The organism is Microtetraspora sp. NBRC 16547 (genome assembly GCF_030268965.1).
GTDB lineage: Bacteria > Actinomycetota > Actinomycetes > Streptosporangiales > Streptosporangiaceae > Microtetraspora.
Genome location: NZ_BSSE01000002.1, coordinates 532,449 through 548,401 on the forward strand (window position 1 = coordinate 532,449; position 15,953 = coordinate 548,401).

The 15,953-nt window shown below is 68.3% G+C and carries 10 protein-coding genes; 3 read left to right on the forward strand and 7 right to left on the reverse strand.

Going from position 1 to position 15,953, the window contains the following annotated elements:
* Positions 1-137: 137 nt before the first annotated feature.
* The 5 genes from QSK17_RS05040 to QSK17_RS05060 all read right to left on the reverse strand — a co-directional run bounded on the left by QSK17_RS05040 (position 138) and on the right by QSK17_RS05060 (position 8,585).
* Entirely contained in the window at positions 138-2,459 is a 2,322-nt protein-coding gene (locus tag QSK17_RS05040) for a hypothetical protein (protein ID WP_285703199.1), read from the reverse strand.
* 87 nt (positions 2,460-2,546) lie between these two features.
* Positions 2,547-4,844, reverse strand: coding sequence for a hypothetical protein (locus QSK17_RS05045; RefSeq protein ID WP_285703200.1), 2,298 nt, complete (start codon positions 4,842-4,844; stop codon positions 2,547-2,549).
* A gap of 82 nt (positions 4,845-4,926) precedes the next feature.
* A complete protein-coding gene (locus QSK17_RS05050; protein ID WP_285703201.1) occupies positions 4,927-6,291 on the reverse strand; it encodes a lipopolysaccharide biosynthesis protein in 1,365 nt (454 codons plus the stop codon).
* Positions 6,288-7,394, reverse strand: coding sequence for a glycosyltransferase family 4 protein (locus QSK17_RS05055; RefSeq protein ID WP_285703202.1), 1,107 nt, complete (start codon positions 7,392-7,394; stop codon positions 6,288-6,290). Before QSK17_RS05055 ends, QSK17_RS05050 begins: the two co-directional genes overlap by 4 nt.
* Positions 7,395-7,415: 21 nt before the next feature.
* Positions 7,416-8,585: a hypothetical protein gene (locus QSK17_RS05060; RefSeq protein ID WP_285703203.1), complete on the reverse strand. Its 1,170-nt coding sequence runs from the start codon at positions 8,583-8,585 to the stop codon at positions 7,416-7,418.
* A 305-nt stretch (positions 8,586-8,890) separates the two neighbouring features.
* Here QSK17_RS05060 and QSK17_RS05065 point away from each other — a divergent pair, with 305 nt between their 5' ends.
* Positions 8,891-10,330, forward strand: a complete 1,440-nt coding sequence (locus QSK17_RS05065; RefSeq protein WP_285703204.1) for a hypothetical protein — start codon at positions 8,891-8,893, stop codon at positions 10,328-10,330.
* Between the two features lie 11 nt (positions 10,331-10,341).
* On the opposite strand, the gene asnB is transcribed toward QSK17_RS05065, so the two are convergent.
* On the reverse strand, positions 10,342-12,279 hold the full coding sequence (gene asnB, locus QSK17_RS05070; RefSeq protein ID WP_352231762.1) for an asparagine synthase (glutamine-hydrolyzing): 1,938 nt from the start codon (positions 12,277-12,279) through the stop codon (positions 10,342-10,344).
* Positions 12,231-13,343 (reverse strand): glycosyltransferase, encoded by a 1,113-nt coding sequence (locus QSK17_RS05075; protein ID WP_285703206.1) that lies wholly within the window; start codon positions 13,341-13,343, stop codon positions 12,231-12,233. The genes asnB and QSK17_RS05075 overlap by 49 nt, the downstream gene beginning before the upstream one ends.
* A 467-nt stretch (positions 13,344-13,810) precedes the next feature.
* Between QSK17_RS05075 and QSK17_RS05080 the strand changes: the two genes are divergently transcribed.
* Positions 13,811-14,965: a glycosyltransferase gene (locus tag QSK17_RS05080; RefSeq protein WP_285703207.1), complete on the forward strand. Its 1,155-nt coding sequence runs from the start codon at positions 13,811-13,813 to the stop codon at positions 14,963-14,965.
* Entirely contained in the window at positions 14,962-15,903 is a 942-nt protein-coding gene (locus QSK17_RS05085; protein WP_285703208.1) for an NAD-dependent epimerase/dehydratase family protein, read from the forward strand. Before QSK17_RS05080 ends, QSK17_RS05085 begins: the two co-directional genes overlap by 4 nt.
* Positions 15,904-15,953 lie beyond the last annotated feature (50 nt).

Sequence of the window (15,953 nt, forward strand, 5' to 3'; positions counted from 1 at the left end):
GAAATGCTCAACGCGCCCCAGCCTATTGACCGCCACGCGAACGAGCATTCCGACGCGACCTGCTGATGATTATTTTGCCGATGTTGTGGAGCACGATTAATGTGCTGATCGATGTCTCCATTTAGACCAGGAGGCGATCAATGATCCGACCGAGAACTCGCACCGTCCCGCACCCGATAAACGACATAATCGCCGGTACGGAATCGAAGATCCGCGAATTTTCCGATTCCCGGTTCCGCCCCGGTGAGCCGTTCGTCGACGAAAAGCCAGCGCACTCCGTAGCGTTCACGCAAGGCCCCGATCGACGTCGCGGAAGGGGCCGAGAAGGCCGCCTCGTTCGCCGCGAATCTCCGCTCATCCCAGAACGGGAGATGGGTTACCGACTCCCCCGGCCGCCAGCGGTCCTGGCTCGTCGACGAGAAGGCCCACCCCTCGACCAGCACCCGCCGTTCGGACAATGCGGCCACCCAGAAGTGGCGGCTGTCGCAGGGAACCTCCCGCCCCCAGAGGCAATGCGCGTTCGTGGCGACGAGTTCGTCGGGATCCGAGTGTGCGCGCAACCACCGTCCGGCCGTCATGGCACCGGGCGGGACCACCTGAGCCTGCTCCGCCGCACCCGGTCCGCGCCCAGGCAGGTGGCTGAGGACGAACGCGTGCGCGTCGGCGAGCAGACCGATGCTCGCGGACATGACGATGAGGACGGCCGCCGCGCGAAGACGTCCCAAAGCCGCGATCGCAACGACCGCCACCACGACGGCGATGACCAGCAGCACGACGTAGGGCCGGATCAGGGCGGCATCCGATTGGCCCGGGCGGAGCGGAACCCGGACTCCGCACAGGAGGGGGATCAGGTAGGCGGCGACCAGGCCTGCGCAGACGGCGGCGATCGTCGCCCGGCGGGAGAGGCCCGCACGCCGTACGACGGCGAAGATTCCGCAGACCGCCACGATCACCAGATAGGGGTAGGCCCCCCAGAGGAAGAAGAGCTGGCTACGGGCGGGATGCCCCAGCAGCAGCGCCGTACCGAAACCCACCGCGCCGATGCCCAGCATGAGGACCAGCGGGGGCCTGAGGAGCGATCGGGGGCGGCTCAGCAGCCCCAATATCCCCGACCAAGTGATCAGCAAGCCCAGCAGGCACACCATGGTCAGGGCGAGCAGCGAACCCGGCGGCGGCACCGCCAGTTCTCCCAGTCCGGTGAGTTCCCCCCAGGATGTCTGTACGAAGTACAAGGGCGCGACGATCACAGCCTCCCGAACACCGCCGAAGAGGACGAGTTGGGCATACAGGAAGCACCCCGTGGTGATCGCCAGCGCCGTGACGGTGGGCCTGGACGGCCGGCGCCGCCTGACGATCTCCACCGCGGCCACCGCCAGCAGGCCCACCGCGAGCATCGGCACAAAGATCGCCTTGGCGCCCATGACCGCGAGGAGGAGGACACCCGTCAGAAGCGACTGGCGAAGGGCGTGCGCACGATGACGATAGGTGTCGATCAGCAGAAGCACGACCCCGGCGAACAGGAGGGCACCGAAGGTCTGGGTGGGGCTCGTCCACGCGAGGTCGGGGATGCCTCCCCAGGTGAACGACCCGTTACTGCCGAGGTACAGGCTCGGTATCGCGACGAAGATCGAACCCACGACGGCGAGCGATGCCCCTCCCCACAAGCCGATGACGCGTCTCGCGGTCATCCCGATCAGGACGACGAGGGCCGCGAGCATGGGCAGCATGGCCAGACGGATCAGCAGCACCAACGGCTCCAGGCCGGTGATCCAGCTCGCCGCGGCGAGGTGCGCGTAGACGAACCAGTGATAGAGCAGCGGCTCGCCGGCGACCATCGGAAGGGTGGGCGGCATGTGGTGCTTCAGCTCGCCGATCAGGGCGAGATGGAAGGGGACGTCGTTCACGAACGTCCCCAGCCCCGGCCAGGTCAACGCATTCGGCCTGAAGTAGGTGGCCGCGCCCCAGGCCACCAGATAGCCGAAGGCGAGGGCGAGCGACCAGGAGTACCAGACAGGGGGCGTGCTGCGGCGGCACCCACCCCTCCAATGTCCGCGCAGCTTGGGGATGCCCAGGAAGAGGACATAGGTGGTGATCGGCCAGATCACTACGAGCAGCGGCATCCCGACAGCACGCGCACCGATGTAGCAGAACACCTCCACCGCGTAACCGCACGTCAGGCCGAGGGCGATCTCCTCCGCCGCCGTACGGTCGCCGGCGTGCAGCGCCCGGACCCACAGCACCCCCGGCAAGGCGATCCCGAAGCCGACATAGGCGGCGAAGATGGCGACATCTCCGACGGAAACCCCGAAGAAGAGCACGGTTGCCACCGCGAAAGCCACCGCGAACGCCGCCGGCAGCAATCTCGCCGACTTCCCTGCCGTCGCGAGTCGCCGCCGATCAGTCTGGGCATTTTCCAGCGTCGCCTCGGCGACCCGCGAATGGGGCGGAGATTCGACCATGTGGCAAAGCCTGACGTCGGAAGACACCGGAAGAGTTCGGGAACTCGCCGCCGGACATGTTCTTGCCGGGTTCTTTATGCATCCGCGTCACGCGAGGTGGTAGAGGGCGTAATCGCCGGAGCGGAACCGCAGTTCGGCGAAGTGGCCGAGCACGCCGGCCCGGGTCGCGTACCGCTCGTCGGCGAACAGCCAGCGCACCCCGTACCGGTCACGCAGTCGCCGGATCCCCTCACGCGACGGCGCGGTGAACGCCAGATCGTTCACCCGCAACCGCTCCCCGTCCCAGAACGGGAGATACTCAGTCGACTCCCCCGGCCGCCAGCGGCTCTGGCTCATGTCCGAGTACGCCCACCCCTCGGCCAGCACCCGCCGCTCCGTCAGCGCGGATACCCAGAACTGCCGAGTGTCGCAGGGACTCTCGTAGCCCCAGCGGCAGTGCACGTTCGTCGCCACCACCTCGTCGGGTGCGCTGTGCGCGCGCAACCACAGCGCCGCCTCCGTCAGGCCATGCGGGATGGCTTCCGGCGCTACCGGCGGTACCCCTTGGGGAATGCCCGGCGGGACTTCGCCCACAGTCGGTACGACCCGGGCCGACCACGCCGCGGGCCAGCCCACAGCGGTGAACATGACGAGCGCGAAGGCCCAGGCACGCACGCCGGCCCTGGTGAGGAGCAAAACCACGATCAGCACCGCCGCGATGACGGTCAGGAGCAGGTAAGGCCGGTAGAGGATGCTCTCCGGCTGCCCGGGAGACAGCGGCGCCCTGACATCGCAGAGCATCCGCACCAGGTTCGCGCCGAACACCCCGGCGCTCACCGCGTACGCGATCGTGCGCGGAGAGACCGCCGCCCGGCGTACCACGGTCACGAGCCCGTAGGCCGCGACGATCATCATGTACGGGTAGCCGGCGCCGAAGAAGTAGAGCTGGCCCGCGGCCGGGTGGCCGAGGAGCAGCACCGCGCCGACGCACGCGGCGCCCATGCCGAGCAGGAGCGTCACGGCAGGCCGCAGGAAGAGCCGCGGCCTGCGGAGCAGCCCGAGGACACCGCACCAGGTGACCGCGAGGCACAGCAGGTAGAGCGTGGTGATCCCGAGGACGGACGCGAAAGGCGCGACCGTGCCGGGATGGCCGGTCAGCTGCCCCCAGGTGTGTCGAAGCAGTGACAGGGGGTCGATCACCATCGCCTGCCGCGCACCGCCGAACAGCACGAACTGCGCGTAACCGGAACACGCGACGGTCACGCCGAGCATGGCGAGCACCGCCCACGGCGGACGGCGGTGCCTGATCGCCTGGACTCCCGCGACCACCGCGAGGCCCGCGGCGAGGGGAGGAAGATGGGTCGCCTTGGCCCCCATCACCGCAAGGGAGAACACGCCGAACAGGAGCCAGGCGCGCACGTCGCGCCGCCGGCCCTCGAACATGTCGACCAGCAGCAGCACGACAGGAGCGAAGAGGAGAGCCCCGAAGGTCTGGCTCGGGCTGGTCCAGGACTGGAAACCCCGCCAGGTGAAGACGCCGATGTTCATACCCAGGTAGAGGTTGGGAGCCGTCATGAACATGGTGCCGGCCAGCGCCACCAGAGCGCCCGCGAGCGAGCCGGTGACCCGCCTTCCGATCATGCCGAGCAGGATGACGATGGCCGCCATCATGGGGGCCATGCCGAGGCGGAACAGCAGGATCAGTGGGTCGATGCCGGTGATCCAGCTGGCGGCGGCGAAGTGGGCGTAGACGAACCAGTGGTAGAAGAGGGGCTCCCCGGCGACCACGGGCACCGTCGGCGGCAGATGATATTTCAGCTCACCGATCAGGGCCAGGTGGTAGGGCATGTCGATGTTCGAGGTGGCGAGCCCGGGCCAGGTCAGGGCGTTCTTGCTGAGAAAGGTCACCACGGCCAGCGCCAGCAGGTAGGTCATGGTCAGGGCGAGCGCCCATGACCACCACAGAGGGGCGGGCTGGTGGCGTGGGCGTCTCCAGTGCCTGCGCAGGCGCGGCAGCAGCAGGAACAGGGCATAGGTGGTGGCGGGCCAGGCCAGCGTCAGCAGGGGAAAGCCGATCGCGCGAGCGGCGAGGTAGGCGAAGACCTCCATGGCGTAGCCCAGGGCGAGCCCGAGGGCGATCTCCTCTGCCAGCGTACGGCGCCCGCTGTACAGGGCCCGGATCAGCAGCACGCCGGGAACGGTCAGGCACAGGAGGACGTAGGCGGTGAAGACGAGCAGGTCGCGCAGGGAGACGCCGTAGTAGAGCAGCACCGCGGCGGTGAGCGCCGTCACCGTGATGGCGGGGAGCCACCGCGACTTCAGAGGGTTCCTTATCGCCGGTCGGCGCACCCGCCCGAGCAGGCGCGGGTTCGACGCGGGACTCCGGACGGGCGAGCTCGTGTCCATGAGGGCGATCCTGACGAAGCGAAGGCCGGCCACCGGCCCCAACACACCCCGCCCGTGGTTTCCTTGCCGGCCTTTGTGATTGTCAAGGCCGTTGTGCGGGGACGCGCGTGGTCACCGTGGTCACCGTGGTCACGGAGGTCACACGGTCGGGGCGACGCGTGATGAGGCGTCCCATCGACATGATCCAGAAGCCGGTGCCGAGGACGGCGAGGGCCAGCGTCCCCCACGCGAAGGGAAGTGCCGTCGCCAAGGCTCCGGACGTCGTCCAGCCGGCGGCGAGCAGCGTTCCGACGAGCAGGGCCGCCTCGGTGCTGAGGTAGGCGAGCCGCCAGCCCGGCCTTCCCATTGCGAGGGGAAGGACATTGGACCAGCAGGCCACGCCCTTCACGCAGGCGGCGCCGAGCAGCAACATCGCCACCGCGCCAGTGGCCGCGTATTCCGGTCCATAGGCCATGGCGATGATGGTGCCGATCACCGGAAGCGCGGCGGCGGCCGTCACCGCCCCGCCCGCCGCGAGCAGCAGCGTGGCGCGCTTGATGTCACGTTTGATGAGAGTCTCCCCGGCTCCCTGCGCGGCGGCCTGCGCGAGCCGTGGGTACAGCATCGCCGCGACCGGGACGGCCAGGTTGGCGTAGAAGCGCCCGGGAGCCATCGCGATCTTGAGGATGGTGACGAGGGGCGGGCCGCCGACAAGGCCCGCGACGGCGAGGATGCCGAAGTCGGAGATGCTCGCCACGCTCGTGCCGATCGAGGTCGACAGGGTGAACCGAAGAATCCCTGCGGGCAGCGGTGGGCTGCTGCCACCGCGCGCGCCCAGAGTCCGGGTCACCGCGCGCGACGCGAGCAGACAGAAGCCCGCCGCCATCAGCAGGGCGGCCGCCGCCTGACCGGCCAGATAGAGCAGCGGGCCGCCGACGAAGAGCCCGGCAAGGGACAATCCGAACGTAAGGAGCGCACCCTGCACACGCAGGAGTCCTGACGCGTTCAACCGGTCCGCCAGCGCGAACCCCGCGAACGCCGTGCCGTTCGGTGCCGTGGCGCCTCGCCAGACCACCGAGAGGGCGATCATGAGTGCCAGGCCGTCCGAGACGACGCCGAGGAACCATGCGCCCAGAACCGCTGCCAGGGCGGCCGTGGTCGCCGCCAGGCCGATCCCCGCGTCCAGGCGCAGGAGACGGAGGAACAGCGCGCTGCCACGGCCGCTGCGCCGCTGCTCCAGGGGGACGAACCGCTGCGCGGCGTTCTCCAGGCAGGGATCGCACAGGAGGAACCAGATGTTCGCGACGGACTGGGCGAAGATGACCTGCCCGGAGGTCTCGGTTCCGGTCACCCGGACGAGCGCGATCAGGCTGAGCGTGGGCAGCATGGCCTCGCCGATCCCGGCCGAGCTCAGCGATGTGAAGGTCCGCAGGTGTCGCCCACCCGGCAGCCGCTCCCTGAGATTCACACTGCCGCCAGGGCAGGAACCCCGTGGATGACTTTCTCGTACCAATCCTCGATGCGCGCGGCCACCACCGGCCAGTCGGCATCCTCGGCGGCGCGGACCCCCTTTTCGATCATCCGCCGGCGCCCTTCGTCGTCATCGAGGAGAGCGCCGAGCTGGGCGACCAGGTCGGTCGCCGACTCCGAACGGAAGATCCGATAGCAGTCCCGTGGGACCACCGGGTCGAGTGAGGCGTCCGACGAGACGAGGACGGCGGCGCCGAGCGCCATGGCTTCCAGTGCCGCGGTCGGTATCCCCTCACCGATGGCGCGCAGCCTCCGGGACGACTGCACGAAGACCTCCGCCCGGCTCACCAGTGAATAGACCCGATCGGGGGAGAGATGTCCGGCCAGCTCGACCCCAGGACCCATGGCCGCGAGCCGCCGCAGCCGGTCTCGTTCCGGCCCGTCTCCGGCGATGACGAGGCGGACATCCGGCCGGGCCGCCCGCACCCGGTGGAAAGCCTCGATGGTCAGCTCGTGGTTCTTCACCTGCACCAGCGAGCCCACGCTGACGATCAGTCCGCGCTGGAGTCGCCCACGGTCACGGAACCCGGCGAGATGGCCGAAGTTCACCCCGCTCGGCACCACGCGGATGAGCCGATCGGGAATGCCGACGGAGAGCAGCTCCCCCTCCGGCCGCCCACCCACCACGATGAATCCGTCGACGTGGCGGAACGCCCAGGGCATGATCCAGCGCTGGTGCATCGCGAGGGCGCCATGAACGTGAAGGACGAGTGGCATGCCGAGGCGCCGCGCGGCGGGGCCGAGCGCGAGCGCCTCCCGATGATCACCGTGCAGGTGGATGACATCGAGCCCGCGTACGCGGGGCAGGGCCGTGGCGCAGTCCATCGCGAAGGCGATCTCATCGGACTTCAGGGCGGCCGCCCGGCCAGGCCAGGTGCGGGCCAGGGGCAACGGCTCTGTGCCGGGAAGGATCTCGCCTCGCCGGTGCGCGACGACCACCTCGTGTCCGCGACGCAACTGCTCGCGGACGAGCCGTTCGATATAAAGTTCCTTGCCTCCGGGCTCCGGCGGCAGTCGATATCCGATGTGCAGAATCCTCACGTCGGGCTCCTGGCTGGTGTTTCAGAGAATTGAGTGTTCAGGCGTCTGGGAAGGCTCCGGGGCGGGGCGCTGCCTGGCCCGCGTCCAGGCGAACGCGGACAGCAGGCTCACGACCATGACGATCGGCATCCGTTGCCGGAAGATGAGACCGATGTTGGACATGCTCGTCGCGTACGCGATCGTGCAGGGCACGACGAAGAGCAGGATGATCATGAGCAAGCGGCGGTCATGACGCCACAGGTCGCGTACTCCTCTCAGCGCCCAGAAGAGGAGGTAGTACCACACCAGCGTTTCGATTTTTCCGAGCTGCAGCACCATGCTTCCGCCCGTCCAGGGGAACGGTGACAGCAGCGTGTAGAAGAGCTTCGGCAGGATCGCGCTCCACGGATTTCCGCCGTCATCGAAGACGACACCGGAACCTCCCTCCGCGTTCTCGCTGCGCACCACTTCCGACTGGCCCTGATCCAGTTGTCCCTGGATTGTCTCTATTGCCACATTCTGCGTCGCGTCGGGGAAGAGTATGAAGAGCGAAAGAAATCCGGTAAAGAGGGCGAGCGTGCACATGGGGAGAGCGCGCTTGGAGCCGACGAAGCCGAGGAGAAGCGGCAGCCCGCACATGAAAACCATGTAGGGGCGTACGTTCCACAGCGCCCACAGCAGCGGCGCGAGCAGCAGCAGCTTCCGGATATCGAATTTCTGCACGTTCGAAGCGGCCAGACCGAGGCACGCCACGACGAGGAACGCGTTGAAACCGTCCTTGAACGTGCTCGACGTGTGCAGCAGAAGCGCGGGCATGAACGCCGTGAGGACGAGGAGCCGGTAGGCGGCCCGCTCGTCGGCCCCGATCAACCTGGCGAATCGGTACATGACGATGCACAGCGCGCAGGCGATCAATGCCACCACGGATGTGCACGCCAAGGTGGCCGGACCGCCGCACAGGTAGAAGACCAACGCGAAGATGTTGCAGGGCACCGCGACGGAATAGAGGCCGCTGATCTGGTCCGAGGTGACGAACTGGACGCCCTCACGTTTCCAGTACGCGACGATCTCCAGCGCCCTTTTCTCGTAGGCGTAATTGTCGCCGCCGTACGGCAGCAGGCCAGTGCGTATGACCAGGGCGTGAATGAGCAATCGTGCGGCGAAGGCCAGGAGCAGCACCCACAGGGCGCGCCGCACCACCTGCCCGTCCAAGCAGGATTGAACGAGGAAGACGAGTATTGCCGCGGTCACTGCGACGACTATGTATTCCACCAAGAATCACCTGAATGCCGGGGTAGCCGGGAGGTCGAGTCAATGTAACCGGGAGAAGCCCGCAGGATGTCGGATGCGTGGCCGCCCGATATGTCAAGTCCCCGTAAACAATCGATCCGGCAACGCCGTCGCATTGAGTATCGTCGGGCAACATCTCTTGACTGCACCATTGCGAATCATTACGGAAGACGGCTCGATGGCGTGGCTCTCCGGCGCGGCTTTCGCCTGCTGGTACAACCGTCGTCATGACAATCCACACGAGCGCCGTGACGGATACTCCGCAGGGCTTCGGCCAGGCTGCTTCGACAGAATCTACGGCCGGGACGCGCCGCGCCACCACACTCGTTGTGGCGGGGATTCTTTTCGTTTTCACGGTCGTCCAGCGGCCCGCACGTAACTTCCATTTCGACGCCCAGGCGTACTGGTCGGGGGCCAAGGCCGCGTGGGCGAATCTTTTCAGCGGTTTGAGATCCCATGCCGGTTTAGGGCAATTTACTGGTGGCAGCTCGGCCGTCAACCCCGAATCGGCGACAGGGCTTGACTCGCTCCTCGAGGTGCCCCTACGCCTGCGCGGAATACTGTCGTACCTCGCCTATTCGCCGGCGGCGCTGGTGGATCGTTTCTTCCCCGGCGTGGGCCAGTCCGCGGTCCTCATCGAGAACTCGCTCATCATCGCGGTGGTCGGAGCCATGGTGCTCCCGGCCATGGCGAGGGCGCTGGGAACGCGAAGCCCCGTCGTCGTATACGGATGCGCGGCCCTGGTCTGGCTCGTGGCCGCGCGATTCGCACCGTATCCGCTGACGGACCTGCCCGCGGCCGCCGCATTCCTCTGCGCCGTCCTCTTCGCGTCGAGGCGATCGCGCTGGGGAATCGCGCTGACGGGCCTGTGCGCGGCGATCGCCTTCAATATCCGGCCGGCCTACCTCCTCCCGGTGGCGGCGGTCACGGCGGCGGTGGTGGTCGTCCACCGGTTCCGCGCCCTCTGGCTGCTTCCCGGTGCGGCCGTTGCCCTTCTTCCACAGTTCCTTCTGAATCTCATGTGGGGGTTCTGGTGGGTTCCGATGCCGCCCGCGACATGGGCCCTGGCGCGTTTCCAGGCCGAATTCGGCTCCTACGTGGTCAGATATGACACTGTCCTGTCCGATTTGCCGCGGCAGTACTACTGCGACCCCCACATGGCGGCCGCCGCCCAGGGCGGATTCATCCGGACCTTGCTGACCAATCTTCCCTGGTCGGCCGGATTCCTCGCCGAGAAGTTCTCGGCGGCATTGGCATGGTCGCCGGCCACGCCGTACAGTGACCCGGCTGCCACGGAGAACTACAGCTCACTCCTGCCGCTTTCGGTGATAACCGTGTGCGGAGCCCTGGCCCTGATCGCCTTGGCGGTGCGCAGCCGTCGCGGGCCGCTCCGCGGCTATTCCGTGACCGTGGTCGCGGCGCTGCTGGGGGCATGCGCCACGCTCGTCACGTCGACGACCGAGACGCGGTTCGCGCTTCCCGTCATCCTGCTCGGCATCCTGGGCTGCGCTCTGCTCCTGTCGCGAGGAGGGCGGGCGATGGGCCGCGGCTGGTGGCTCGCGGCAGGGGTCGGCACCGTGCTGGTGGTGACCTTCGCCGTGGTGGGGCTCGGACACCCGCTGCAGACCGGATCGGAAAACCCGCAAGCCTGCGCGGCCCTGCACTGAACGTTTTCCGCTCAGCATGCGCTGCCGGCCAGGTGACCTGCCTGTGCCCGCTGCCAGAGCTCGAACTGCAGCAACGACCAGAGAATGTCACTGTGGTCCGCGCCCCCCATGTGCCGCAGCAGCAGATCGCGTACGGCCGCCGGCCTGAACAGCCCGCGGCCGCGCGCCGTTTCGTCAGTCAGGACCTGCCAGGCCAGGTCACGCAGTTCGCCGCGGAGCCAGGCGGCGAGCGGCACGCCGAATCCCTTCTTGGGACAGCGCAGCAGCTCCTCCGGCAGCCAGTCGGCGACGGCTCGCTTCAGCAGCAGCTTGGTCTGGCCGCGGTGGACCTTCAGCGCGCCGGGGAGTCCGGCGGCCCACTCCATCAGGTGGTGGTCCAGGAACGGTGACCTGCCCTCCAGCGAGTGCGCCATCGTGGTGGTGTCGACCTTCACCAGAAGGTCGCCGGGAAGGTACGACATGATGTCGGCGTCCTGAGCGCGGGCAAGATCTGTCCCGGCGCGCGAACCCAGAAAGAGATCCTCGACCAGACTGCCGCTGTCCACCCCACCCAGCAGGTCGCACAGCTCGTCGCTGTAGATCCTCGTCTTCTGCTCCTCGGTACAGCGGCGCATCAACCCCGCGTAGCGGCGTGAGGGAGGATCGGCGGCAAACCGGATGAGACGACCGAGCCGCCGGCGCAGGGTCCCGTAGTCGCTCCGCTCGACCATCGCGGCACCGAGGCGCCCGCACGCCTCCGCCAGCGGGCGCGGTAGGCGAGGCATCCCGCGAGCCATGTTCATGAGGGCGTAGCGCTGGTAACCGCCGAAGGACTCGTCGCCGCCGTCGCCGTTGAGCGCGACCGTGACATGCCGTCGGCTCAGCTCCGCGACGTAGAAGCTCGGGATCGCCGAGGAGTCGGCGAACGGTTCGTCGAACTGCCAGGCGAGACGCGGCAGCACGTCGAGCATGTCCGGTGTGACGACCAGCTCGTGGTGATCGGTGCCGTACCGCTCCGCCACCATCCGCGCCTTGTGGCGCTCGTCGTACCGGCTGTCCTCGAAACCGATGCAGAAGGTCTTGACCGGCTCGCGGCTGTGCCGCGCCATGGCGGCGACGACCACCGACGAGTCGATCCCCCCGGAGAGGAACGCTCCGACAGGGCGCTCACTTACCATGCGGATCCTCGTGGCCTCCAGGATCAGCTCGCGCAGCCGCTCCTCCTCCTCGCGCACGTCGGACACCCGGCGCGTGGTCCAGTCCGGCGACCAGTAACGGTGCACCGTGCTCCGGCCCCGCTCCCAGATCAGCACATGCCCGGGCGGGAGCTTGTGCACTCCCCGATAAATCGACCACGGCGCCGGAACGTACTGATAGGTGAGGTAGTGATGGAGCGCGACCGGATCTACCTCCCTGCGCATGCCGGGGTCCTGGGCGAGCGACTTCAGCTCCGACCCGAAGCAGATCTCGTCGCCGTCAGACCGCCAGTACAGCGGTTTCTTGCCGACGCGGTCGCGCGCGAGGACGAGCCGCCGCCGGGCGCGATCCCAGATGGCGAAGGCGAACATCCCTCGCAGCCGGTGGACCATGTCGGCGCCGTACTCCTCGTAGAGGTGCACGAGACATTCGGAATCACCTGTGGAGGACAGCCGGTGCCCGCGCCGTTCCAGGTCCCGCCGCAACTCGGCGAAGTTGTAGATCTCGCCGTTGAAGACCGCGACGACCATGCCGTCCTCGCTGCGGACCGGCTGGTCGCCGGTGGCCACATCGATGATCGCGAGCCGCCGCATACCCAGCGCCGCGTTCTCGTCGCTGTAGAAGCCCTCGCCGTCAGGTCCCCGGTGCACGATCGCATCGCACATCCGCCGCACGATCTCGGGGTCCGGTGCCGCCGTCGATGCGATCCCCGCTATCCCGCACATCAGGCCCCCACTCCCCTGGCCAGCTCCTCGTAGAGCTCTTCGAACCATTCGGCCGTGTCGGCCATGTCCACGCTCTCCGTGCCGGACAGGGCGCCGGCCCGCAGCTCGCGATGCGTTCGCGGATCCATCGCCCGGATGATCGCCTCGGCGAGGGCGCCGGCCGAGCCCGGCTCGCTCAAGATCCCGTTCCGGCCGGAGGTGACCAGATCGGGCAGTCCCCCGACCCGGGTGGAGACGACGGGCACCCCCGCCGCGAGCGCCTCCATGACCACGACGGGCAGCCCCTCGTGGTCGGAGCTGAGAACCAGCAGGTCGGCCGCCGCGACAAGCCTTCTGGCCTCGGGAACCGACCCGAGGACGCGCACGTGCCCGTCGAGGCGCCGCTCCTTGACTTCGCGAACGGTGTCGTCCCGCAACGGTCCGTCACCCGCGAGTATGAAGACGGCGTCCGGGCGGGTCCGCACCACCTCGGAGGCGGCCCGGACGAGCATGCGGTGATTCTTCTCGGGCCGGAAGTTGGCGACGAGGGTGCACAGGAAGGCGTTCTCAGGCACGTCGAACTCGCGCCGCACGTCGGTCGCCCGTGCGGCCCACCGCCGCTGCTCCCGCACGTCGACACCGTGCACTCGGGTCAGGACATGACGGGAACCGATGACGGCGCGAGACCGCGCCACAGCCGGTGACACGGCTACGGTGCGGTCGTCCAGCCCCCGGGTGAGGCGGTCGAGATACATCGTTTTCGGCCATTGCACGCAATGAACCGTCGAAACGAGGGCGGGCCGACGCCTGGTGAGCCGGACGAACGGGCGGAGCGCGATGGCGGGGGCCGGGGAATGCACATTCAAGACGTCGGGCGCTATCCGGCGGACCGTGGCGACAAGCCTGGCGTAGGCCAGCGGCCGCGGGCACGAACTGAGATCGATGACTGTCACTCCGGCTGAGCGCAACCGCTCGATGAGCTCTCCGGTCGATGCCCGCAGGCAGATCACCGTGTAGTCCACGGCGCGGTTCACCGTACGCCTCCGGGCCACCACAAGTCGCTCGACGAGCAGCACCTCCGCGCCTCCGATGTCGAGGGTCTTCACGACCTCGCATACCCGGAGATCGTTCAAGGCGCGCCCACCCGGTGCCACCACATCATCTTGATCACAGCCGGAACTGGACCGACAGTCCATGTAATCCACCTACCGATTCTTTGTCTGCGCCATCCGGAATCGCGGGTTCGGAGAGCCCTGGGATCACATCGCGTCGACTCGACGAGTGCGCCGGATATGTAAAGGAAAGACATCGCGACGGGCGGGCGACAAGTGAAACACGGCCCCCTTGACCGCTCCTTTTCATCGAACTCGGGCCACCCATCCACACGCAGGGCATGGCCGTTCACACCGCTGTGAGCTGCAGCTCAGTTCGATCCGCACGGACCGCGGACGCTCGATCATGTTCGGGTACCGAATTCGGAAACTCTTCGCCGTCACGGTGAGCGCACCGTTGCGGAGATCCGCGTGCGAGTTAGCTTCTCCGGCGTGAGGCAGGCCTGTCAGCGAGGAGCACTATGAAGCCGGACAGCCGGATTCGTGTCATGGAAATCATTGCCCGGATGAACGTCGGCGGCCCGGCCACGCAGGTTTTGGGACTGTCGGAGGGACTGAACTCCGAGGAGTTCGACCACCGGCTCTACACCGGCTACGTCGACGACGATGAAGGCGACCATCTGCGCCTGCGCGACGCGTCCGTACGGGTACATCGGGTGCGCGGCCTCGGCAGGTCGATCAGCCCGGCGAACGACTTCCGCGCCCTCTTCCAACTGGTCAGCGCCATGCGAAGATTCCGGCCGCACATCGTGCACACCCGTACGGCCAAGGCGGGAGCGCTCGGCCGGACGGCGGCCCGCCTGTCGGGGGTCGGGGCGGCGCGGATCCACGTGTTCCACGGCCACCTGCTGACCGGATACTTCTCCCCCGCCCGACTGCAGATCTACATAAGGACGGAGCGGGCGCTCGCCTCGATGTCGGACCGGCTGGTGACCGTCGGCGCCCAGGTCCGCGACGAACTGCTCGCCGCAGGTATCGGGCGGCCGGAGCAGTACGTCGTCATCCCGCCCGGCGTGCGGCTGGGTACGGTGCCCGGCCGGGAGGCGGCCCGCGCCGAGCTGGGACTCCCCAGCGACGCGCCGGTCGTCGCCTACGTGGGACGGCTCACCCAGATCAAGCGGCCCGACCGCTTCCTCGACGTGGCGCACGCGGTGCTCCGCCACATACCCACCTGCCGGTTCGTCGTCTGCGGTGACGGCGAGCTACGAGAGGAGCTGGAGCGCGGCATCGAGCCCGCCCGGGGCTCCTTCCACCTGCTCGGGTGGAGAAGGGACGTAGAAGCGGTCTACGCCGCCGCCGACGTGGTGCTGATGACCGCGGACAACGAGGGCACACCGCTGACGCTCGTGGAGGCGGGCATGGCCGGAACCCCCGTCGTCTCCACCCGCGTCGGCAGCATCGCCGAGATCGTGCGCGACGGCCACACAGGCCTCCTCGCCGCTCCCGACGCCGCCGAGCTCGCGCAGCACGTCGTGCGGCTGCTCTCGGACACCGACCTGTCCCGCCGGATGGGCGAGGCGGCACGGGACTGGACGACGGGCGCGTTCGGCGTCGAGCGCCTCGTCTCGGACACCGAAGCCCTGTACCGATCACTTCGCGACGTCTCCCGGCACCGTCTTACTCCTGAGAGAAGCAACACGTGAGGATTCTTGTGACCGGCGGCGCCGGTTTCATCGGCGCGAACCTCTGCCGCGCGCTCATCACCCGGCCCGAGATCGAGAGCGTCACAGTGCTCGACGACCTCAGCACCGGAGATAGGCGCAACATCGAGGACGTCGGCGTGGAACTGGTGACCGGGAGCATCCTCGACCGGGAGCTGCTCGCGGACCTCGTTCCTCGGGCGACCACGGTCGTGCACCTCGCCGCGCGGCCCTCGGTGCCGAGGTCGCTGACGGACCCGCTCGCGTCGCACACGGTCAACGCCACAGGCACACTCCACGTCCTGGAGGCGTGCCGGGCGACCCGGCCGCACGTGGTCCTGGCGTCCTCGTCCTCCGTCTACGGCAACTGTGCCGAGCCGTACAAGCATGAGGACCTGCCCACGCGCCCGCTCAGCCCGTACGCCGCGAGCAAGCTCGCCGCCGAGGCGTACGCCCTGGCGTTCGCGGAGAGCTTCGGCCTGCGGGTGCTGCCCTTCCGCTTCTTCAACGTGTACGGCCCCATGCAGCCGGCCGGCCACGCGTACGCGGCGGTCATCCCGGCGTTCGTGTCCGCCGCGCTCGCCGGCGAGCCCGTGCCGATCCACGGCGACGGCACCCAGGCGCGTGACTTCACCTACGTCGGATCGGTGGCGGAGGTGCTCACTGACGCGGTGGTGCGCCGGGTGGGGAGCAGCACCCCGGTCAACCTCGCGTACGGGACGCGGGTCTCGCTGCTGTCCCTGAAGGACACGCTCTCCGCGGTGCTCGGTCGCCCGGTCGAGGCGACGTTCCTGCCCGCGCGTGCGAGCGACATCCGGGCGTCACAGGCGTCTCCCCGGCTGCTTCTCGACCTGTTCCCGGGCGTCCGGCCCATGCCGCTGGACGAGGGGCTCCGCCTGACCGTGGAGTGGTTCGAGAAGACGTCCGGCGGACCCGCCTGATCCCCGCGTGCTCCCGATCCCCCCGTTCTCAATCGCCCTCTCAACACATA